This window comes from Shinella sp. GW835-FHT14H05 (assembly GCF_058793575.1).
Window position 1 is genome coordinate 570,244 of sequence record NZ_JBXAFY010000003.1, and the last position, 21,845, is coordinate 592,088.

The 21,845-nt window shown below is 64.0% G+C and carries 18 protein-coding genes; 7 read left to right on the plus strand and 11 right to left on the minus strand.

Going from position 1 to position 21,845, the window contains the following annotated elements; all coding sequences use genetic code 11:
* Positions 1–239 precede the first annotated feature (239 nt).
* From AC1Q6Z_RS13835 to AC1Q6Z_RS13850, 4 genes are all read left to right on the plus strand, one after another.
* The gene (locus AC1Q6Z_RS13835; protein ID WP_492648236.1) at positions 240–1,289 is read left to right on the plus strand and encodes a helix-turn-helix domain-containing protein; all 1,050 of its coding nucleotides are present in this window, start codon (positions 240–242) and stop codon (positions 1,287–1,289) included.
* Between the two features lie 68 nt (positions 1,290–1,357).
* Positions 1,358–2,731, plus strand: coding sequence for a transaminase (locus AC1Q6Z_RS13840; protein ID WP_492648237.1), 1,374 nt, complete (start codon positions 1,358–1,360; stop codon positions 2,729–2,731).
* A complete protein-coding gene (locus AC1Q6Z_RS13845) occupies positions 2,728–4,116 on the plus strand; it encodes a glutamine synthetase family protein (protein WP_492648238.1) in 1,389 nt (462 codons plus the stop codon). The genes AC1Q6Z_RS13840 and AC1Q6Z_RS13845 overlap by 4 nt, the downstream gene beginning before the upstream one ends.
* On the plus strand, positions 4,116–5,150 hold the full coding sequence (locus tag AC1Q6Z_RS13850) for a histone deacetylase family protein (RefSeq protein ID WP_492648239.1): 1,035 nt from the start codon (positions 4,116–4,118) through the stop codon (positions 5,148–5,150). The genes AC1Q6Z_RS13845 and AC1Q6Z_RS13850 overlap by 1 nt, the downstream gene beginning before the upstream one ends.
* 7 nt (positions 5,151–5,157) lie before the next feature.
* On the opposite strand, the gene AC1Q6Z_RS13855 is transcribed toward AC1Q6Z_RS13850, so the two are convergent.
* From AC1Q6Z_RS13855 to AC1Q6Z_RS13900, 10 genes are all read right to left on the minus strand, one after another.
* A complete protein-coding gene (locus AC1Q6Z_RS13855) occupies positions 5,158–6,300 on the minus strand; it encodes an alpha-hydroxy acid oxidase (protein ID WP_369431635.1) in 1,143 nt (380 codons plus the stop codon).
* 222 nt (positions 6,301–6,522) lie between these two features.
* A complete protein-coding gene (gene fba / locus AC1Q6Z_RS13860) occupies positions 6,523–7,566 on the minus strand; it encodes a class II fructose-bisphosphate aldolase (RefSeq protein ID WP_492648240.1) in 1,044 nt (347 codons plus the stop codon).
* A 210-nt stretch (positions 7,567–7,776) separates the two neighbouring features.
* Positions 7,777–10,332 carry a DNA translocase FtsK gene (locus AC1Q6Z_RS13865; RefSeq protein ID WP_492648354.1) on the minus strand — a complete coding sequence of 852 codons (2,556 nt, stop codon included), beginning with the start codon at positions 10,330–10,332 and terminating at the stop codon, positions 7,777–7,779.
* Positions 10,333–10,544: 212 nt separating this feature from the next.
* Complete coding sequence (locus tag AC1Q6Z_RS13870; protein WP_492648241.1) at positions 10,545–11,612, minus strand: ABC transporter ATP-binding protein; 1,068 nt, start codon at positions 11,610–11,612, stop codon at positions 10,545–10,547.
* 11 nt (positions 11,613–11,623) lie between these two features.
* Complete coding sequence (locus AC1Q6Z_RS13875; RefSeq protein ID WP_256116799.1) at positions 11,624–12,457, minus strand: carbohydrate ABC transporter permease; 834 nt, start codon at positions 12,455–12,457, stop codon at positions 11,624–11,626.
* 4 nt (positions 12,458–12,461) lie between these two features.
* Positions 12,462–13,385 carry a carbohydrate ABC transporter permease gene (locus tag AC1Q6Z_RS13880; protein ID WP_492648242.1) on the minus strand — a complete coding sequence of 308 codons (924 nt, stop codon included), beginning with the start codon at positions 13,383–13,385 and terminating at the stop codon, positions 12,462–12,464.
* Between the two features lie 87 nt (positions 13,386–13,472).
* Positions 13,473–14,732 carry an ABC transporter substrate-binding protein gene (locus AC1Q6Z_RS13885; RefSeq protein ID WP_492648243.1) on the minus strand — a complete coding sequence of 420 codons (1,260 nt, stop codon included), beginning with the start codon at positions 14,730–14,732 and terminating at the stop codon, positions 13,473–13,475.
* 40 nt (positions 14,733–14,772) lie between these two features.
* A complete protein-coding gene (locus AC1Q6Z_RS13890; protein ID WP_492648244.1) occupies positions 14,773–15,945 on the minus strand; it encodes a PLP-dependent transferase in 1,173 nt (390 codons plus the stop codon).
* Positions 15,942–16,664, minus strand: a complete 723-nt coding sequence (locus tag AC1Q6Z_RS13895; RefSeq protein WP_435266033.1) for a FadR/GntR family transcriptional regulator — start codon at positions 16,662–16,664, stop codon at positions 15,942–15,944. The genes AC1Q6Z_RS13890 and AC1Q6Z_RS13895 overlap by 4 nt, the downstream gene beginning before the upstream one ends.
* A 95-nt stretch (positions 16,665–16,759) precedes the next feature.
* A complete protein-coding gene (locus AC1Q6Z_RS13900) occupies positions 16,760–17,335 on the minus strand; it encodes a TetR/AcrR family transcriptional regulator (protein ID WP_492648245.1) in 576 nt (191 codons plus the stop codon).
* 48 nt (positions 17,336–17,383) lie between these two features.
* On the opposite strand from AC1Q6Z_RS13900, the gene AC1Q6Z_RS13905 reads away from it, so the two are divergent.
* Both AC1Q6Z_RS13905 and AC1Q6Z_RS13910 read left to right on the plus strand, forming a co-directional pair.
* Positions 17,384–17,908 carry a dihydrofolate reductase family protein gene (locus tag AC1Q6Z_RS13905; RefSeq protein ID WP_492648246.1) on the plus strand — a complete coding sequence of 175 codons (525 nt, stop codon included), beginning with the start codon at positions 17,384–17,386 and terminating at the stop codon, positions 17,906–17,908.
* Between the two features lie 89 nt (positions 17,909–17,997).
* Positions 17,998–19,332: an APC family permease gene (locus AC1Q6Z_RS13910; RefSeq protein WP_492648247.1), complete on the plus strand. Its 1,335-nt coding sequence runs from the start codon at positions 17,998–18,000 to the stop codon at positions 19,330–19,332.
* Here AC1Q6Z_RS13910 and AC1Q6Z_RS13915 read toward each other — a convergent pair whose 3' ends face one another.
* On the minus strand, positions 19,333–20,106 hold the full coding sequence (locus tag AC1Q6Z_RS13915) for a helix-turn-helix transcriptional regulator (protein ID WP_492648248.1): 774 nt from the start codon (positions 20,104–20,106) through the stop codon (positions 19,333–19,335). It abuts the gene before it with no gap.
* A 49-nt stretch (positions 20,107–20,155) separates the two neighbouring features.
* On the opposite strand from AC1Q6Z_RS13915, the gene AC1Q6Z_RS13920 reads away from it, so the two are divergent.
* Entirely contained in the window at positions 20,156–21,595 is a 1,440-nt protein-coding gene (locus AC1Q6Z_RS13920) for an amidase (protein WP_492648249.1), read from the plus strand.
* Positions 21,596–21,845: the final 250 nt, after the last annotated feature.

Here is a 21,845-nt window from a genome sequence, read left to right on the forward strand (position 1 = left end):
TATGTTCTTGTCACGGTGCCGCAGGCCCGAATGGACCCTTTATTTTCCATGGGGTTGCAGTGCGGGGAAACTGTCAATTGTATTACTTAGCGCAACCCGCAATATGAGACGGGGGGACAAAAGAATGAGACGCCTTGCCAAGCCTTCAATTGCGGTACGCTGGTGAATTTTCGGGAACCTTCGACCGTACCCATCCTTTGATAGGCATGTTGTCCGTTGTCCCAGCATCGTGAGAGAGAATGAGTTCTGCTGCCAAGCTGCCATCCAACTCCGTGCTTGCCGAAGCCGGCGCGGATTGTCGTCGCAAAAGCCAGCTCTTCGCCGAGACGCTCGATCCCGTCTTCGGCACGACCATGGCGACACCTGAAAAGATTACGGATTTCCGCGCGGGGCTCTCGACTTATTTCATGGGGCCGGCTGTGTTCTTCGTCGCGGATCTGCTCGGCACCACCTATACCTTTTCCCGTGATTCGGAGCGCATCGCCCGCAGCGGCCTCGACCTTATCTTTGTGCAGAAGACGCTGGAGGGCAGCGATGTGCGCACCGTCAACGGCGAGACGATGCTGGTGGAGGCGGGCGACATCTCGATCTTCGACCTCTCGCGCCCGATGCATGCCGAGACACAGTATTGCCGCAACCTTACCCTCGCTTTGCCGCGCCATTTGCTGTTCAGCAAGGATGCGCAGAACGATGCCCTGCACGGCCTCCTCCTCAAGCGATCGACAAGCAGCGCCCGGTTGATCGGCAGCCACCTGCGCGCCCTTTTCGAAGACCTTGCGGATATCAGCCAGGAGGAAGCGCCGGCGATCGTCACAGCCACCGCCAATCTCGTCACCAACCTTGTCGGCCCGCAGGTCGCCGATCGCAGCCTTCCCTCGCCCACGGTGCGCGGCGCCGTCATCATGCAGATCCGCCGTTATATCGAGCAGCACATCGCGCTGCCGGATCTCGGCCCGGATCATCTGTGCAAGATGTTCGGCCTGTCGCGCGCTTCGCTGTACCGGCTGTTCGAGCCGATCGGTGGTGTCACGGACTATATTCGCACCCGCCGCCTGCGCGCCGCCTTCGACATGCTGGCGAACGAGCGGCATCGCACCGTCGGCGAGATTGCCTATGCCTGCGGTTTTGCCGATATTTCCGCCTTCTCCCGCGCCTTCCGCCACCAGTTCGGCATGAGCCCGAGCGAGGTGCGCGACATGGGCGGCAGCATACCGCATGCCCGTGGCTCCGCCGACAGACAGGCGGCCACCTCCGTGCACGACTGGCTGCGCATCGTCAGCGCTTTGTAGCCATCTTGTCGTTTGACACTTGAAATCACATCAACCAATATGTGATCACATTTCATTGGGGGTACGGCATGGAGAGGGCGAACCTGGAGGCGCGCGCCCGCGCGCTCATCGAGGCGGAAGCAGAGGTTTTTCGCGCGCGGCGGCCGCGCTGCGCAGCCGCGCATGACGAAGCGGCATCGGGCTTCTTCGACGGCGTGCCGCAGCACTGGATGCTCGACTGGCCGACCCCCTTCCCCATGGTCGTCGACCAGGCGAGCGGCGTCGAACTCGTCGACATCGACGGCAATCGCGTGGTGGATGTTTGCCTTGGCGATACCGGCGCGATGTTTGGCCACGGCCCGGCGCCTGTGCTGGAAGCGCTGAAGAATGCCGGCACACGCGGCCTCACCACCATGCTGCCCTCCTCTGACGCGCAGGCCGTTGGCCGCCTGCTCGTCGAGCGCTTCGGGCTGCCGCGCTGGCAGCTCGGCGCCACGGCGAGCGACGCCAACCGTTTCGCCATCCGCATCGCCCGCGCCGTGACCGGCCGAGCCAAACTGCTGGTTTTCGATGGCTGCTACCATGGCGCCGTGGACGATACGCTGGTCGATCTCGTCGACGGCAAGACCATCTCCCGCCGCAACCTGCTCGGACAAGTCCGCGATCTCGGCGAGTTGACTGTCTCCATCCCCTTCAACGACGAGGCGGCGCTCGAAAAGGCGCTCGCGGCCCACGATATCGCCTGTGTGCTCGCCGAACCGGTGATGACGAATTGCGGCATGATCCCGCCCGCGCCGGGTTTCCATGACGCGCTGCGTCGCCTTACGCGCGACGCCGGCACGCTGCTGCTCATCGACGAGACGCACACGATTTCCACCGGCCTTGGCGGCTACACGAAGGTGCATGGCCTCGATCCCGACCTGATCGTGATGGGCAAGCCGATCGGCGGCGGTGTTCCGGTCAGCGTCTGGGGCATGAGCCAGGCGATTTCCGATCGCCTGCACGTCATCCGCCGCGAGCAGAGCGGCCACGGCCATTCCGGCATCGGCACCACGCTTTCCGGCAGCGCCTTGCAGCTCGCCTGCCTGCGCGCCTGCCTGGAGCAGGTCATGACCCAGGAGGCCTATCGCATCATGCAATCCCGCGCGGACCGCATCGAGACAGGCTTCAAGGCGGCGATCGCCGCGGCCGGCCTCGACTGGACGGTCTCGCGTGTCGGCGCCCGGCTGGAAGTCGTCTTCTCACCCGAGCCCGTGCGCAATGCCGAGGAGGCCCGTGCGGCCGCCTCCGACACGATCGAGGCGGCCCTGCACCTCTCCATGCTGAACCTCGGCTACCTGCTGACGCCCTTCCACAACATGGTGCTGGTCAGCCCGGCGCTTTCAGAAAAACAGGCCGAGGGCCTCGTCGAGGCCTTTGCGACCGTCATCGGCCGCCTCGCAGAACGGAGGGCTGCCGCGTGAGCCGCGATCTCGCCACACGGCCGCCGGAGGCCGCGGATATTGCGGAGGCCGAAGCCATCCTCGCCGCCCATCCGGACATCACCGCCTTCGATCTCGTCCTGATCGACCTCAACGGCATTGCGCGCGGAAAAATCATTCGCCGGCACGAGTTGCTGCCGATCTTCCGCTCCGGCCGGCATCTGCCCGGCTCCATCCTCGGTCTCGACGTGACCGGCGAGGATGTCGAGGAGACCGGCCTCGTCTGGTCGGATGGTGATGCCGACCGCCGCGCCTGGCCGGTCGCCGGCTCGCTCGTGCCGCTCCCCTGGACCTCGCCGCCGCGTGGCGAACTGCGCCTCTCGTTGTTCGAACTCGACGGCGCGCCGATGGCCTGCGACCCGCGCCATGCGCTGGCGCGCCAGGTCAGCCTGCTCGAAGCCGACGGTTTCCATCCCGTTCTTGCCTACGAGCTGGAATTCTACCTGCTCGATCGCGAGCGCACCGCTGAGGGGCAATTCCAGCCGCTGCGCCTGCCGCTCTCCGGCGAGCGGCCGGACGGCATCCAGGTCTATGGCGTGACGGAACTCGACCGGCTGGAGCCCTTCATCGACGCCGTCTATCGCGGTGCGGAGGCGCAGGGCCTGCCCGTTGAGACGATGATCTCCGAATATGCCCAGGGCCAGTTTGAACTGACGCTCCGCCACGGCAATGCGCTGCGCGCCGCCGACGATATTGTCATGCTCAAGCGCCTGATCCGCGCCCTTGCCGTGCGTCACGGCATGATGGCTTGCTTCATGGCAAAACCCTTCGCCGGCCGCGCCGGCTCCGGCATGCATGTGCATGCAAGCCTCGCCGACGCCGAGGGCGATAACCGCTTCGCCGACCAGGGCGAGGCGCTCTCGCCCCTGTTGAAACACGCCGTCGCCGGCCTGCTCACGACGATGCAGGAATCCATGCTCGTCTTCGCCCCGCATTTCAATTCCTGGCGCCGTTTCGCGGCCCAAAGCTACGCGCCGACGACGCCCACCTGGGGCACCAACAACCGCAGCGTCGCCGTACGCATTCCCGCAGGCTCTCCCGCCGGCCGCCATCTCGAACAGCGCGCCGCCGGCATCGATTCCAACCCCTATCTGGTTGGCGCAACGGTGCTCGCCGGCATGCGCAAGGGCATTCTCGCAAAAACCGATCCCGGCCCCGAGACCACAGCCTATGCCGAAACCGCGGGCGACGACCTGCCGCCGGACTGGCGCAGCGCCATCGAGACGGCGACCCGCTCCGTCTTCCTGAAGGAGGCGCTGGGCGAGCGCTTGCACCACGTCTTCCTCGCCCTCAAGCGCGCCGAATACCGCCGTTTCGCAGCCGAAGTCACGGCGCTCGAACGCACGCTCTATGGTGAAACCGTCTGATGAAAACCTTCTACACGGCAGACCATCACCTGCATCACAGCGGCATGGAGCTTTCCTTCGGCCGTATCGTCGAAACCTTCGAAAAGCCGGTGCGCGCCGAAATCGTGCTCCGGCGCGTAAACGAGGTCGGCCTCGGCCCGGTCATCGAGCCGCCGTCCTACGAGCGCGCAGCAATCGAGCGCATCCACACGCGCGACTATGTCGATTTCCTCGAAACCGTCTTTGCCGAATGGCGCGCCGCCGGCCGCGACGGCGAGGTCTGGCCCTATAGCTGGCGCCATCGCTCCATGCCGATGATCGATACCCCGCCCTCCGGCCTCGACGCCCGCCTCTCCTATTATTCCTTCGACATGGCCGGCTCGATCACCGAAACGACCTGGCAAGCGGCCAAGCGTGCCGCCGACACCGCGCTCGCCGGTGCTGACGCCGTGCTTGCCGGCGACCGCGCCGCCTTCTCGCTCTGCCGCCCGCCGGGCCACCATGCCGGCCGTGATTTCTTCGGCGGCTACTGCTACCTCAACAACGCCGCCATTGCCGCCCAGCGCTTCCTCGACGAAGGCCATGCCCGCGTCGCGATCTTCGATGTCGATTACCACCACGGCAACGGCACGCAGGAGATCTTCTACGACCGCGACGACGTGCTGCTCGCCAGCCTGCACGGCGACCCGGATTTCGAATTCCCCTTCCACCTCGGCTACGCCCGCGAGCGCGGCACTGGCAAGGGCGAAGGCTACAACCTCAACTATCCGCTCCCCGCCGGCACCGCCTGGCCCGAATGGCAGGCTGCCTTCGAAGACGCCCACGAAAAGATCCGCGCCTACGCCCCGACCGCCCTCGTCATTTCGCTCGGCGTCGATACTTTCAAAGACGACCCGATCTCGAAATTCAAGCTGGAGACCGGCCACTTCCCCATCATCGGCCGCCGCATCGCCGATTTCGCCCTGCCCACCCTCTTCGTCATGGAAGGCGGCTACGCCGTCGATGCGCTCGGCGTCAACGCGGTGAATGTGTTGCAGGGGTTCGAGGGCGGCTGAGGCGCCGTCACAAATCCTTGTGAAGGTTGTTGCGCGAGAGATTCTTCACGTCCCGCTCGCCGCAGAGCGCCATGGTCACGTCGAGTTCCTTGCGGATGATTTCGAGCGTGCGGCGGACGCCGGCCTTGCCGCCGGCGCCGAGGCCGTAGAGGAAGGGGCGGCCGATATAGGTGCCCTTGGCGCCGTAGCAGAGTGCCTTCAGCACATCCTGGCCGGAGCGGATGCCGCCGTCGAGATGGACTTCCATCTTGTCGCCGACAGCGTCGACGATGCGCGGCAGCATGCTGATCGAGGAGGCGGCGCCGTCGAGCTGGCGGCCGCCATGGTTGGAGACGATGATGGCGTCCGCGCCGCTATCCAGCGACATGCGGGCATCTTCCTCGTCCAGAATGCCCTTGAGGATCAGCTTGCCGCCCCAGCGGTCGCGGATCCACGCGATATCCTTCCAGGAGAGCTGCGGATCGAACTGTTCCGAGGTCCAGGAGGACAGTGACGAGAGGTCGCCGACACCCTTGGCGTGGCCGACGATGTTGCCGAAGGTGTGGCGCTTGGTGCCGAGCATGTCGAGGCACCAGAAGGGCCGGGTCGCCATCTGCCAGAGATGTTTCGGCGTGAAGCGCGGAGGCGCGGAGAGGCCGTTGCGCAGGTCCTTGTGGCGCTGGCCGAGGATTTGCAGGTCGAGCGTCAGCACCAGCGCCGAGCAGCCGGCCGCCTTGGCGCGGTCGATGAGGTTGAGGACGAAATCCCGGTCCTGCATGACGTAGAGCTGGAACCAGAAGGGTTTTGACGTGACGGACCGCACGTCCTCGATCGAGCAGATGCTCATGGTCGAAAGCGTGAAGGGCACGCCGAATTCTTCCGCGGCCTGCGCGGCGAGCATCTCGCCGTCGGCGTGCTGCATGCCGGTGAAGCCGGTCGGAGCGAGCGCCACGGGCATGGAGACCTTCTCGCCGATCATCTCGCTTGCCAGCGACCGGTTGGTCATGTCGACAAGCACGCGCTGGCGCAGCTTGATCTTGTGGAAGTCGTCCTCGTTGGCGCGGTAGGTGCCTTCGGTCCATGCGCCGGAATCCGCATATTCGAAGAACATTTTTGGCACACGGCGGCGCGCCTGGTTCTTGAGGTCCGCGATCGTCAGGGCCTGGTTCACGCTCATGCTGTCCGTCCTCGCACCGTCCGGCTGTTCCGGGATCACATCCTTTTACGAGGCGGCACACCCGCTCGCAACGGAAACGTTAGAGCGGAGCTGCACTCGTATGAATGAGATATTCACGCATAAATGATAGGGAAGTGCTGTCAATGCGGATTCAGCGCGACGGCGGCCGCCCGCCAGGAAAATCGCCCTCCCGATGGTGCCGGGAGGGCGAAAGTCTTATGCCGTGGCGTAGAACTTGGCCATGTCGGGCAGGCGCTTGACGCGGATGCTGGAGGCCTTGCCGGCGGTGCGGAAGGCTTCGAAGCGCTCGCGGCAGACTTCCGTCATGCGGGCGGTCGCCGGCTTCAGGTAGGTGCGCGGGTCGAAATTGTCCGGCTTTTCCTTAAAATTCTTGCGGATCGTGCCGGTCATGGCGAGGCGAAGGTCGGTGTCGATATTGACCTTGCGCACGCCGAGCGGGATCGCCTTCTGGATTTCGGCGACCGGCACACCCCAGGTCTGCTTCATCTCGCCGCCATAGGTGGTGAAGAGATCCTGGAGGTCCTGCGGCACCGAAGACGAGCCGTGCATGACGAGGTGCGTGTTCGGCAGCTTCCTGTTGATGTTGGCGATCGTTTCGATCGACAGGATGTCGCCGTCCGGCGCGCGGGTGAACTTGTAGGCGCCGTGGCTGGTGCCGATGGCGACCGCCAGCGCGTCCACGCCGGTCTTGGAGACGAAGTCGAGCGCCTGGTCCGGATCGGTCAGCAGTTCCTCGCGGGTCAGCTTGCCCTCGAAGCCGTGGCCGTCTTCCTTCTCGCCGGCACCGGTTTCCAGGTTGCCGAGACAGCCGAGTTCGCCTTCGACCGACACACCGGCCGCATGCGCGATCTTCACGACTTCCGCCGTGACGTCGACATTGTAGTCGTAGCTGGCGATCGACTTGCCGTCCGCGAGCAGCGAACCGTCCATCATGACGGAGGTGAAGCCGTTGGTGATGGCAGAGATGCAGGTGGACGGCTGGTCGCCATGGTCGAGATGCAGGCAGACCGGGATATGCGGGTATTCTTCGGCGGCACCGAGAATGAGGTGGCGCAGGAAGGCGTCGCCGGCATAGGCACGCGCACCGCGGCTCGCCTGCAGGATCACCGGGGAATCCGTCGCATCCGCCGCGCGCATGACTGCCTGGATATATTCCAGGTTGTTAACGTTGAATGCGGGCAGTGCGTAGTCGTTTTCCGCTGCGTGATCGAGCAATTGCCGCATGGTGATCAATGCCATTCCTGTCCTCCTTGGATGCAGTCTTCACGGGTCGGCGGCACTATTCACACATCGTCCGCCATATGCAACAGGCCTCAAAGACGGCACTGTAAGCCAAATCGATTAAATGGCGCGCGTGGAATAAATTTCCCGTGGACATGGCAAAAATCCATCGCATTCAAATAAGTAGGACAATTGCCCGGCCGCTGGGCACATGCGGCCGGGAAAATCTCATTCCGCGTCGTCGGCTTCCGGCGGTGCCTGGAAGCTGCCCCGCTCGCCGCTGATGATCTCGCGTTTGCCGACATGGTTGGCGGGGCCGACGAGGCCTTCCTTCTCCATGCGCTCGACGAGCGAGGCGGCACGATTGTAGCCGACGGCGAGACGGCGCTGGATATAGGAGGTCGAGCACTTGCGGTCGCGCATGACGACCTTGATGGCCTTTTCGTAAAGGTCGTCGCCGTCTTCGGCACCCATGTCACTCTTGTCGAAGACCGCGCCGCCGCTGGCCGGCTTTTCGTCCTCGTCGTCCTCTTCCTCGGCGGTCACCGTTTCCAGATATTCCGGACGGCCCTGCGCCTTCAGGTGCAGCACGACCTTTTCGACTTCCTCGTCGGAGACGAAGGGACCGTGCACGCGCGAAATGCGCCCGCCGCCGGCCATGTGCAGCATGTCGCCCTGGCCGAGAAGCTGTTCGGCACCCTGCTCGCCCAGAATGGTGCGGCTGTCGATCTTCGAGGTGACCTGGAAGGAGATGCGGGTCGGGAAGTTCGCCTTGATCGTGCCGGTGATGACGTCGACCGAAGGGCGCTGCGTCGCCATGATCAGGTGGATGCCGGCGGCGCGCGCCATTTGGGCAAGCCGCTGGATCGCGCCTTCGATTTCCTTGCCGGCCACCATCATCAGGTCGGCCATCTCGTCGACGATGACGACGATATAGGGCATCGGGTCGAGGGCGAGTTCCTGCTCCTCGTTGATCGCCTCGCCGGTTCCCTTATCGAAGCCGGTCTGCACGCTGATGGTGATCGTCTCGCCCTTGTCGCGCGCGCCGGCCACACGGTTGTTGTAGCCGTCGATATTGCGCACGCCGAGGCGCGACATCTTGCGGTAGCGGTCCTCCATCTCGCGCACCGCCCATTTCAGCGCCATGACGGCCTTCTTGGGATCCGTGACGACGGGGGTCAGGAGATGCGGGATGCCGTCATAGATCGACAGTTCCAGCATCTTGGGATCGACCATGATCAGGCGGCATTCTTCCGGGCGGAACCGGTAGAGCAGCGACAGGATCATCGTGTTGATGGCGACGGACTTGCCCGAACCGGTGGTGCCGGCGACGAGCAGGTGCGGCATCTTCGCGAGCTCGGCGACCACCGGCTCCCCGCCGATCGTCTTGCCGAGGCAGATCGGCAGCTTGTAGCCGGACTTGGCGAAATCGGCCGAGTCGATCATCTCGCGGAAGTAAACCGTCTCGCGCGTCTGGTTCGGCAGTTCGATGCCGATGACGTTGCGGCCGGGCACCACGGCGACACGGGCCGACAGCGCCGACATGGAGCGGGCGATATCGTCGGCAAGGCCGATGACGCGGGAGGATTTCACACCCGGCGCCGGCTCGAATTCATAGAGCGTGACGACCGGGCCGGGGCGGACATGGATGATCTCGCCGCGAACGCCGAAATCTTCAAGAACGCTTTCGAGAAGACCCGCATTCTGCTCAAGCTGTTCCTGCGTCAGCACGAAGCCGACGGTGCGCGGCGGCTCCTGCAGTAGCTCGCGCGGCGGGTACTCGTAGGCATCGCCGGCAGGTGCCGCCAGGGTGACCTGGAAGGGCTTGGCGCGGGAGAGCACCGAGGACGGCATCTCGCGCACTGGCTCGACGACGGCGGCCGGGTTGATGACGACCGATGCGGGCTTGATCTCGGCGGCGACCGGGACGACTTCCGCCACAGCTTCGATGACGGGCGTTTTGACCGGCTCGGCCTTCACCTCGGGAACGGCGACGACAATGGTTTCAGTGACCGGCTGGCGGGCAACGGCCGGGCGGCATTCGACGACCCGGAAGAGCGCGGTGATGGAATTCGGCTCGTCCCGCTTTTTCGCCGGCACGGCCACAGGCACGGGCATGGCGACGGCGACTGGCGGCGCGGGTGTCGGCGCCGGCATGCGCACGACGGTGGCAGCCTTCCTTACCGGTATTTCGGATGCATCCTCGTCCGGAACCAGCGTTTCCCAGAAGGCGTGGTCGGAGAGATGCGCGAACCGGCTGATCGCGGCGCGCACATCCGCCTTGGCGACCGGCTTTGCGACCGCGACGGGTGTGGGCAACGGGGTGGCAGGCTTGTAGACCACGGCGGCATCGGCGGGTGTGCCGGTCGTGCCGGCGGCAACGACGGCCTGCACCAACGGCGGCACAGGCTCGGCCGGAACGGCGGCCTGCTGTTCCTCGAAACGCCGGCGACGCTCGTCGAGCGCTTCGCGCAGGCGCTGGAGCAGCTCCGATTGGGAGAGCTGTGCCGCCTCGGAAAGTTTCGTGGCAGGCGCCGCCTGTTCGATGACGGCTTCGGCCTGCTGCACCTCTTCGGCGGCCGCCTCTTCGATCTTGGCGGCGACCTTGTCCGGGGTGCGCGTGAAGCGGACGTTCGGGGCCATGTAGAAATGGCTTTCCCAGCTTCCGTCGGCATATTGGCCGGGGTCGTAGCTTCTCAGCGCCGGCGAGCGGAATCGCGGGCGGTAGTCCTCATCGTTGGCAACCGGCTCGTCTGCCGCATGCCACTCTTCAGCCTCCGGCATAAATTCCGGCAAGGCATTGTTTTCATGGGTATAATACGGCGCTTGCGCGTCGCTTTCCCCTTCGGTCTCTAGGATGGGATAGAAGTTTGTTCTGGAAATACGCATGAACCTGCAAACTCGACGATCATTGCCGATAGGGATGCGTAGATGGTTAGGAAATGAAGGTTAACATTGTCTTTGGAACGGACGGAAATCGTCTTCACGATCTCGTTTCAATCCACTCGTGTGCCCTCCGCGCCGAAGAGGTGAAGCTTGTCCTGTGGCAGGTCGACGCGGACGTTCGGCCCGGGATTGAGCATCGCCCGGTCGAGCGTAAAAATTTTCATCGGAATATCGTGGATGGTGACGTGCATGATGATTCCAAAACCGGTCGGCTCGATGAGGTCGACCTTCGCCTCCAGCGCACCGCCATCCGCGATCACGACATGTTCCGGGCGGATGCCGAGCGTCGCCACCGAACCTGATTCGATGCCGGTTCGTTTTCCGAGCGGCAGCGTCGCGCCATTCGCCAGTTGCAGCTCCGTGCCCTCGCCCGAGGCGACGTAGCGCCCCTCGAAAAAGTTCATGCCCGGCGAGCCGATGAAGCCGGCGACGAAGAGATTGGCCGGCCGGTCGTAGAGGTCGAGCGGCGTGCCGACCTGCTGAACCACGCCGGCATGCATGGCGACGATGCGGTCGGCGAGCGTCATCGCCTCGATCTGGTCGTGGGTGACGTAGATGGAGGTCGCACGAAGGTCGCCGTGCAACTTCTTGATTTCCGCGCGCATCTGCTCGCGCAGGCGGGCATCGAGGTTGGACAGAGGTTCGTCGAAGAGAAAGGCCTTCGGCTGACGCACGATGGCGCGGCCCATGGCGACGCGCTGGCGCTGGCCGCCGGAAAGCGCGCGCGGACGGCGCTCCAGCAGCGGATCGAGCCCGAGCTTCGATGCGGCATTGCCGACGGCGCTGGCGATCTTTTCCTTGGTGGAGCGGCGCAGCCGCAGGCTGTAGCTCATGTTGTCGGCGACGCTCATATGCGGGTAGAGCGCGTAGGACTGGAAGACCATGGCTATGTCGCGGTCCTTCGGCGCGAGGTCGTTGACCCGCTTGCCATCGATGCGGATTTCGCCGGCGGTGACGTCCTCCAGGCCGGCAATCATGCGCAAGAGTGTCGATTTCCCGCAGCCGGAGGGGCCGACCAGCACGATGAACTCGCCGTCGCGAATGGTGAGGTCGACGCCGTGCAGGACGGGAAAGGTGCCGAAGCTCTTGCGGATGCCGTGGATATCGATGGAAGCCATGAAAGACCCTTTCAGCCTTTGACCGCGCCGGCCGTGAGGCCCTGCACGAGGTAGCGCTGGATGAGGAGGAAGAAGAGGCAGGCCGGAATGAGCGCGAGAATGCCCGCTGCCATCATCTGCCCGAAATCGACCGAGAATTTCGAGACGAAGGTCAATAGCCCGACCGGGAAGGTCGCCGCGTCGTTGCCGGAGATCAGCATCAGCGCGAAGAGCAACTCGCTCCAGGCCGCGGTGAAGACGAAGCCGAGCGTCGCGGCGATGCCGGGAAGCGTCAGCGGCAGGATGATCTGGCGGAAGGCGACGAACTGCGTCGCCCCGTCGATCATGGCCGCTTCCTCCAGGTCCTTCGGAATGCCGTCGAAGAAGGACTGCATCAAGAAGGTGGCGAAAGGTACGTTGAAGGCGGTGTAGACGATGACGAGGCCGGTGAGGCTGTTGGTCAGCCCCAGAGGCGAGAGCATCTTGAAGATCGGTGCGACCAGCATGACGAGCGGGAACATCTGCGTGATCAGCATCAGTGCGACGATCCAGTATTTTGCCCGGAAATTGAAGCGCGACAGCGCATAGCCGGCGAGCGAGGCGAGAATGGTCACCGCGATGGCCGTGGAACCCGCGACGATCAGGCTGTTCTTGAAGAAGGTCGGGAAGGCGCTGTGGGCGATGACGAATTCATAGTGCTCGAAGGTCGCGCGCGACGGCCACATGCGCACGCCCTCGCTGTAGAGCAGGTCGTTCGGCGTCACCGAGACTTTCAGCAGCCAGAACAGCGGGAAGAGCGCCACGACGATATAGGCGAGGATGGCGAGGCGGTGCGCGACGGTGAGGAGGAGCTTGCTGGTGCGCATGGTGTCAGCCCTTGTTCAGCAGCGTCTGGCGCAGCAGCACGATCAGCATCGAATAGGCGAGCAGCAGCACCAGCAGCACCAGCGCGATGGCCGAGGCGTAGCCGAAATCGAGCCGCTTGAAGGCCTGCGTGAAGATGTAGCTCGCGACGATCTGCGTGCGGTCTGCCGGTCCGCCGTTCGTCATGACGACGATGAGGTCGGCGAAGTTGGAGATCCAGACGGTGCGCAGCAGGATGGTGATCGCGATGGTCGGCGCCAGGAACGGCAGCGTGATCGAGAGAAAGCGCTGGACCGGCCCGGCGCCATCGATGCTGGCGGCCTCATAGAGATCGCGCGGGATCGCCTGAAGCGCTGCCAGCAGCGTGATCGCGAAGAACGGAATGCCCCACCAGACATTGGCGACGATCGGCCCCCACATGGCGAGATGCGGGTTGGAGAGGATGTTGTCCGGCGCGTCCATGATGCCGAGTGCATACATCCAGTGCGGCAGCGGCCCGATCACCGGATTGAACAGCCAGGCCCAGTTGAGGCCCGCCAGAAAACTCGGCACGGCCCAGGGCAGGAAGACCAGCGCCTGCGCAATCCCACGGCCGGCAAAGGGCTTGTCGAGCAGCAGCGCGAGGATGAGGCCGAAGAGGAATTGCAGGAAAACCGAGGCGCCCGTCCACCACAGCGTGTTGCGCAGCGCGCGGAAGAAGGCCTGGTCCTCGCTCAGCGCGCGAAAATGATCGAGCCCGATGAAGCCGCCGGACAGCGGGTTCAAAAGCTGGATATCGCGGAACGCATAGGAAATGCCGAGCGCCAGCGGCACCAGCATGACGGTGATGATGAGGATCAGCGCAGGCGCACTGTAGAGATAGGGCTCCGACGCGTCGGCGATCCGCTTTTTAAGCGGTCGCACGGCTTGCGGATGGGCAGCAATGGTCATCGTCTCGCTTCCGTTCTCGGGTTGCGCGGCGTCTCATAAAGATGGCTCCGGGCGGAGCCTCGTATCTCCGCCCGGAGGTTCCCCGGCCTATTTCTTGGCGAGGAACTTCTGCTGTGCCTTGGTCAGGTAGTCCGCCCACTGGTTGGCGAGGTCTTCCGGCGTGATGTCGCCGAGAAGGGCTTCCTGCGAGGTCTTGATGACCAGCGAATCCTTGAAGAAGGCGAACTCTTCGAGATGCGTCGGCATCACGGTCGGCACGGCGTCCTTGTCCTCAAGCTCGGCGAACCAGCCCTTGAACTGCTCGCTGGCATAGAACGGGTCCTTTTCCGCCGAAGTGTGCACCGGCAGCGCGCCCGTGCGCTTGTTCCACTCGATATTGCCTTCCGGCCCTTCGAGCGTCTCGATCAGCTTCCAGGACAGGTCCTTGTTGGCGCTGGAGGAGAACATCGACCAGCCGGCGAAACCGATCGTCGGGAAGGTCTTGCCGCCCGGCCCCTTCGGCATGGTCATGATGCCGTAGTCTTCGGCCTTCATGCGCTCGGCAATGGCGATGAGCGCATCCGGGTCCTGGTCGAGGAAGGCGCAAGTGCCGGAATAGAAACCGGCGACGATCTCGTTGAAGCCCCAGTTGACGCTGTCCTTCGGCGCGTAGCCGTTCTTGTAGAGATCGACCACCCAGGTGAGGCCCTTCACCCAGCCTTCGCTGTTGAAGGTGGAGGTGCCGTCCTCGTTGAAGAACTTGTTGTCGCCGGCCATGGAGGCGCCGAACATCACCCAGCCGTTGAGGCCGCCCGGGCCGCCGCGCAGGCAATAGCCGTATTTGCCGGGAAGGGCCGCAACCTTCTTCGAGGCTTCCGCGAATTCGTCCATGGTCTTCGGCGGCTCGGAAACGCCGGCTTCCGCGAGCAGCTTCTTGTTGTAGAACATGGCGCGCAGGTAGAAGCCGTAGGGCAGCATATAGGCCGTGTCCTTGATGTCGCGGCCGAGTTCCAGCGCGCGCGGCGTCAGGCCGGCGGTGTGTTCCCACTTCGCGAGATAGGGCTCCAGGCTTTCGAGCATGCCGTTATTGGCATAGAGCGACAGCCAGGTGTCCGGCATTTCCATGACATCCGGCACTTCGCCGGCCGAGACCATGGTCGCGAACTTCTGGAAGGCCTCGCCCCAGGGCAGCGAGATGATCTCGACCTTGGTGCCGGGGTTGGCGGCCTCGAACTTGCCGACGATGGATTTCAGCGTTTCGGTGCGCTCGGGGCTGGTGATCACCTCGACGAGCTTCAGCGTGGTATCGGCCAATGCGCTCGATGCCATCAGCGTTGTGATGAGAGCGGCAGTCAAAAGTCTCTTCATGGTCGTTCCCTCTTTTCTGGTTTGCTTCTGATGTTTGACGTCAGTTTGCGGATGCGGCTGTTATCGCCGCTTCCAGATCCCTCCACAGGGCCTCGGTTCCCTCCAGGCCGACATGGAGACGCACGGACCGCGCATCGATGCCGAAGGCATGCGCGGAATTCGGTTGGGCCTTCTGCTGCAACACCACCTCGCCCGGCACGATCAGGCTCTCATGCCCGCCCCAGGAGACGCCGAGCTTGAAAAGCTGGAGGTGATCGGCAAAGGCGCGGATATCGATGCCCTCGCGGAAGGTGAAGGAGAACAGGCCGGACGTGCCGGTGAGCCCCGGCGGCAGGCGGTTGGCGAGCGCCGGATGAAACACCTTGTCGACGATGTCGAGCGCCTGCAGCCGGTTGGCGATGTCGAGCGCGGAGGCCTCATGCGCCTTCATGCGGATCGGCAATGTGCGCAGCCCGCGCACCAGCAGCCAGGCGTCGAAGGGCGAAAGTTTTCCGCCGAGATAGGGATAGGCCTCCGAGCGGATACGGCCGATCAGGTCCTTCGATCCGGCCACGACACCGGCCACGACATCGCTGTGCCCGCCAAGATATTTCGAAGCCGAATGCAGCACGAGATCGACGCCGAGCGTCAGCGGGCGCTGGAAGATCGGGCTCGCCCAGCTGTTGTCAATGACGCTGACGACACCGTGGCGCTTGGCGAGGGCTGCAAGCGCGCCGACATCATGCGCCTCCATCACCCAGCTCGTCGGGCTTTCCAGATAGAGCAGCTTTGCGCCCGGCAGCGCTTTCGCAACCGCTTCCTCGTCGCGCCCGTCGACATAGGTCACCTCGACCTTCATGCGCTTCAGATGCGTGCCGAACAGGCGGAAGGCATCCGGATAGCAATGGCGCACCGCGACGATGCGGTCGCCCGGTTCCACGAAGGTGAGCACGGTGGACGAAATCGACGCCATGCCGCTTGCAAATCCCAGCGCATCCTCGGCGCCTTCGAGCTTCGCCAGCATGTCCTCGAAGGCCCGCACCGTCGGGTTGAGGCCGCGCGTATAGATGGGGCGCACGATCTCGCCGCGATAGGCGGCCACCATCTCGTCATAGCTGCCGAAGGTGAAGAGCGAGGTCTGAACGATCGGCGGCACCACGGCCTCGAAGGCATTCGCCTCGTCATGGGCGACGATAAGGGAGGCAAAGTCGAACGGATCGGCTCCGTTGATCATCGGGACATGTCCTTGATGTCTTCCTCGACAACGGCGAGGATTTTTAAGGTTTCCGCCCGCGCAGCCTCGGGGTCTTCGGCGGCGATGGCGTTGAAGAGCGTGCGGTGGAAAGGAAAGGAGCGACGGGCGAAATCCGGCCGGTTGAACGGCTTTTCCCAGAACCGCTCGAAGGCGCCGCGCATCTGTTCGAGAAGCTGCTTGAACAGCGGATTGTGCGTGGCGTCGTAGATCGCGAGGTGGAAGGCCAGGTCTTCCGGCCCGGACGTGCCCTTGGCGAGATGCACGCGCTCCATCTCGTCGAGCTTCTCCTCGATATTGACGAGATCCTCCGCCGTGCGCCGCCGCGCCGCCACCATGCCGGCCTCGCATTCGATACCGCGGCGGACCTCCAGCGTCTGGAGCAGCACGTCGCGCAGGTGGATTGCATCGAAGGAAAGCGGCATGTGCACGGTGGCGCTCGTCACCGGCTTCAGCAGGTAGGTGCCGCTACCCTTACGGCTTTCCATCACGCCGAGCGCCTGAAAATGCCGGATCGCTTCGCGGATCGTCGAACGCCCAACGGCAAGCGCCGCCATCAACTCGCGCTCGGCCGGCAGCCGGTCGCCGGCCTGCAGGTTCGCGCGGTCGATATAGGACGCCACGGCCTCGGTCACCTGTCGCGCCCTGTCGATGGGCGGCAACGGCTCGATCTGCGGCCTGTCGCTCGGCTCGGTTGGCATGATGCCAATTCCCCTGTTCGTGTCAGCTTCTCAAATTGGTCTGACATCTTAGCATTATGCGGCGCGCTTGCTCTGTCAAGCGGCAATCAAGGGGATTAATTCGCGAGCTGTTTGGGAATGACGGAGCGGCACCAGTCTTCCAGCACGCGGCGCATCGCCGTCTCGAAGGGCTCGGCCTGCGTGAATGCCCACCAGGTATGAGCACCCTGCCAGACACATGCCATCTGCCAGCCGAGACGCTCCGCCTCCTGCGGCTCGGCGGCAAGTCGCCGCCCCAGCGCCTCGACGATCTGCCGTGACCACCGGGCACCCCGCGCCCGCAGCACGGGATCGCGCACGTCTTCCCGAAGCAACAGAAGCCCGTCGCTGGCGTTCTGGTCCGCAAGCTCCGGCGGCATCAGCCGCATCAGCAGATCGACGGCGCCTGCAACGGTCACGGGCAGCTCGGCATCTGCCGCGGTCGTATCCGCATCAAGACGATCCCAGCTGCGCAGCAGGATCGACCGGACCAGGCCCTGCCGATCGCCGTAGCGCTGAACCAGGGTTGCCGGCGCCAGCCCGCAGGCCCCCGCCGCCTTGGCGAAAGTCAGGTTGTCCGGGCCGATGGTGAGAATGAGCGACAGCAACGCATCGAGCACCGCTTCGTCGGAAATGGTCTTGTTTCTCGTCATGATTCTTTTTATAAACGTATGTTCATTTATGTAAAGGAGGAGCGTTCGATGGCGAGAATTCTGGGTTACATCGCGGCAAGTCTCGACGGCTACATCGCGACAGAGGATGACGGGCTCGACTGGCTGTTCAAATATGACAGCGACAACCTCGGCGAACACGATTACCGCCTCTTCATCAAGCGCATCCGCACCGTGGTCATGGGCCGCGGCACCTATGATTTCATTGCGAAAGAACCCTCGCCCTGGGCCTATGCAGATCAACGCGTCATCGTGGTCACGTCCAATCCTATCCCCGATCCCAAGGGCGCTCTGGAGGTCAGAGACGACGTCGACGCCCTCATCGCCGAACTCCGCGCGCTCGACAACGGCGACGTCTGGATGCTCGGCGGGGGGAAGTTGCAGATGGCGTTCCTGGAGCGCGATGCACTGGATGAAATCGAGATCTACATCATCCCGGAAATGCTGGGCGGCGGGCGTCCGCTCTTCCCTGCCACGGGGTTTCGCTCCACCCCGACGCTGGTCAGCGCGAAGGCGCTGGGCCAGGGCGTGCGCCTGCATTACAAATGGCGGTGAGGCGAGCCGGGCTGCGGTAACCCTCCAGGGTTATTGGCTTTGCCGGCAGTTTCCCCGACCCTTCGGGCCTGTCTTCTGAGGAGGGGAACATGACGCAAAATACCATCAAACTAGACCGCACCCTTGGCCTGTGGTCCGTGGTGCTGTTCGGTCTCGCCTATATGACGCCGATGATCGTCTTCGGCACGTTCGGGGCTCTCGCCTCGGCGAGCCAGGGCACCACGGCGATGGCCTATTTCATCGCCGCGCTGGCGATTTTCCTGACGGCGGCGAGCTACGGCATCATGGCGAAGGTCTATCCGGTTGCCGGATCGGCCTATACCTATGCCCGCAAGTCGCTGAATTCCGGGGCCGGCTTTCTCGTCGGCTGGGCCGTGCTGCTCGACTATTTCTTCCTGCCGATGGTCATCTGGCTGATCGGTGCGGCCTATCTGAGCTCGGCCTTTCCGGCGGTTCCGGCCTGGCTTTGGATCGTCGGTTTCATCGTGCTGACGACTGCCGTCAATGTCATCGGCATCGCCTTTGCCAACCGGGTGAACGTCGTGCTCATGCTGGTGCAGCTCGCGGTCCTGGTCGCTTTCGTGGCGCTTGCAGCCCGCTATGTCGCCGCCCTCAACGGCGCATCCGGCCTCGTCTCGGTCCGGCCGTTCTTCGAGGCCGGCGTGCCCTTCAGTGCTTCCGTCGCAGGGGCCGCGATCGCGGCCTATTCGTTCCTCGGCTTCGATGCCGTCTCCACGCTGACGGAAGAGACCCGCAATCCGACCCGCACCATGCCGAAGGCGATCATGATCATTGCCGTCATCGGCGGCATCATCTTCACCGGCTCGGCCTATATCACCCAGCTCGCCCACCCCGGCGGCGAATTCGCCTCCGTCGATTCCGCCGCATCGGAAATCGCCCTGATGATCGGCGGCGACCTGTTCGTCACGGTGTTCCTCGCCACGCTTGTCGTCGCGCAGTTCACCTCGGGCCTTGCGGCGCAGGCAAGCGTCGGCCGTCTGCTCTTCGCCATGGGGCGCGACGGCGTGCTGCCGGCGAGCATCTTCGGCAAGCTGCATGAAAAATGGCGCACGCCCGTGCTCAACCTCGTCGTCGTTGGCATCGTCGGCCTGCTCGCGCTGACGCTCGACATCACCACCTCGACGTCCTTCATCAACTTCGGCGCCTTCCTCGCCTTCACCGCCGTCAACGTCTCGGTGATCGCGCTCTACCTGAAGGAAAATCCGATCGTCCGGCCGCTCGGCCCGCTTCTCGGGCTTGCCCTTCCCGCCGTTGGCGCGGTCTGCGACCTGTTCCTGCTGTGGAACCTCGATGGGCACGCGAAGCTGCTCGGCGTGATCTGGCTGGCGATCGGCGTCTGCTACCTCGCCTATCTCACCCGCTTCTTCCAGGCCGCACCGCCCGAAGTGGAGTTCGTCGAATAGTCAGCGACGGCTCAAGAAGAGATGGAAGAGTTCCGCCTGGCTGGAAATGGTGAGTTTTGCATAGACCTGCCGGCGGTGCACTTTCACCGTATTGGGCGAAAGCCCGAGCGTCGCGGCGATGGAATAGGTCGAGTGACCCTTGAGGATAAGGGTCACGATCTCCAGCTCCCGTTTCGAAAGCAACGGATGGCTGATCGTCGCCGCGGCATTCGCCTCACCGGCCTGCGGCTGGAACCCGGCATGCCAGTGTTTTTCGGCAAGAGCGCGCACCAGCGGTGCGGCACTCTCCAGCCGCGCGATGTCCCGCTTGGAAAAAAATGGCACCTTGCCCATGCGCGAGAGCGACAGCACCGCATCGACATGCTGAAGCTTCAGGATGAACCCGATCTCGTCGACGATCCCCGTCGCCTGGTAGTGGCGCCGGTAATATTCCGTCTCGGTAAAGCGGTCCGGTGCCAGCCGCCGCATCACCAGCACGACCGGCTGCGGCGAATTGCGGACGGCATCGTAGAACGGGTCGAGAATATAGGCGCCGGCCAGATAATGCTCGACGATGGTGGTGCGGTCGCCGACGATGCGATCGTTGTCGAGATCGAAGGCCTTGCCGTTTGCGGCATAGGCAAAGCCGTTCATCATCTCGAAGGACACGAGGTGGCGCAGCGCGCCCTCGAGTGCCTCGGGGAAACCCGGCTCGCCGAGCGCCGATACCGCATCTGCGATCCCCGCGTTCCACAGGTCGGCATGGTTTCCCGTCAGGCCCGCTTTCGTTACCAAGTCCAACCCCCGTTTGTCGAAACCAAGACCTAGCACGGAGTCCGCCGCCATGCAGACTGTTTCTCGCGCCGCATCGCAGGCTCACCCGCTCGATCTTCCGGCAACGGAAATCGCGGCCGGCATTCGTGCCGGTGCTTTTTCGGCCGTCTCCGTGGTGGCCGAATCCCTGCGGCGTGCGAAGATCGTCAACCAGTCGCTAAACGCCTTCACGCTCCTGCGGGAAGAGGCCGCGCTGGCCTCGGCACGGGAGGCCGACCGGCAGGTCGCATCCGGCGCCGAAACCCCCGCGCTGATCGGTGTTCCCTTCGCCGCCAAGGACCTCACGCCCACCCGCGGCGATCTCACGACGCTCGGGTCGTGGACGCAGGAGGATTGGGTTCCCTCCGAGACGGCGTTGTGCATCGCCCGGCTCGAAGCCGCCGGCGCCATCCTCATCGGCAAGACGACGACGCCCGAATTCGCCCATTCCAGCTTCACCGCCAACCCGCGCTGGGGCATCACGCGCAATCCGTGGAATGTTTCGCGGACCTGCGGCGGCTCGTCGGGTGGCTCAGCGGTGGCGGTGGCGACGGGTGTCGTGCCCTTTGCCGAAGGCACCGACATGGGTGGCTCCGTGCGCATCCCCGCCGCCTTTTCCGGCGTCGTGGGCTTCAAGCCGAGCCTCGGGCGCATTCCCATGACGATCCTGCCGAGCGTCTTCGACAATATTTCGCATTTCGGCCCGCTGGCGCGCACCATCGAGGATGCCGTCGCCTTCATGGCAGCCGCTTCAGGCCCCGATGACGCGGACATCACCTCGCTGCCCCTGCCCTTCTCGCCGGAAAAGGCGCGCTGTGGCCATCTCGCGGGCCGCCGCTTCGCACTGTCCCTCGACTTTGGCTACTACAGCGTGGAGGCGCCGGTGCGGTCCACCATTCTCGCGGCGGTCGATGAGATCCGCGTCGCCGGCGCCATCGTCGAAACCGTGGATCTCGGCTGGTCGCGGGCGGTCAATGACGGCTGGTACGATCTGTGGTGCGTGTTCATGTCGGCGTTTTTCGGCGAGACGCTCGAAGCCTACCGCGAGCGCATGGACCCGCTCGTCGTCGAGCTGATCGAACGCGGTCGCACGATAGGAGCCACGCAATACAAGCGCGTGGAACTGCTGCGCACCGCGATGTGGAAGGACCTTTCCGCCATCCTCGCCCGCTATGACGCCCTGCTCTGCCCAACCTGCGCCGTGACCGCGCCCTCGGCCGAGGCGAACGACAACGACTATGTCGCCGATCTGCCGGACGGTCGCTTCCAGGGGCTGGATATGACCTGTCCGTTCAACCTCCTCCCGCAATGTCCCGCCCTGTCGGTGCCCGTGGGCTTGGCCGAGGACGGCCTGCCCGTCGGCCTCCAGATCGTCGGCCGGCGTTACGCCGACGAGGACGCCCTGTCGATCGGCGGCGCCATCGAGGGCACGCTTCGCCCAATCGGCCGGCCGGAAGGCTGGCGCTGGTAGATGGCTGTCAAATGACATACAATCTATAGGCGATTTTCAGGTGTATGACGGCGTTGAGCGTGTGAGTAATTGGGTAGCATTCAACTCGCCCTACGCGCGAGTTGGCTCAACCTTTGTTCTGGGTGCGCTTTAATCGCGCTATAGATGTATCTCGTTCTCAGGCTTTTGTGGATTCAGAATAAATATCAGATTTTTTTAGTGCATTGTTTCCCGACTTCTTCCGTAAGCTTTGCAAAGATCAGCTTTTATA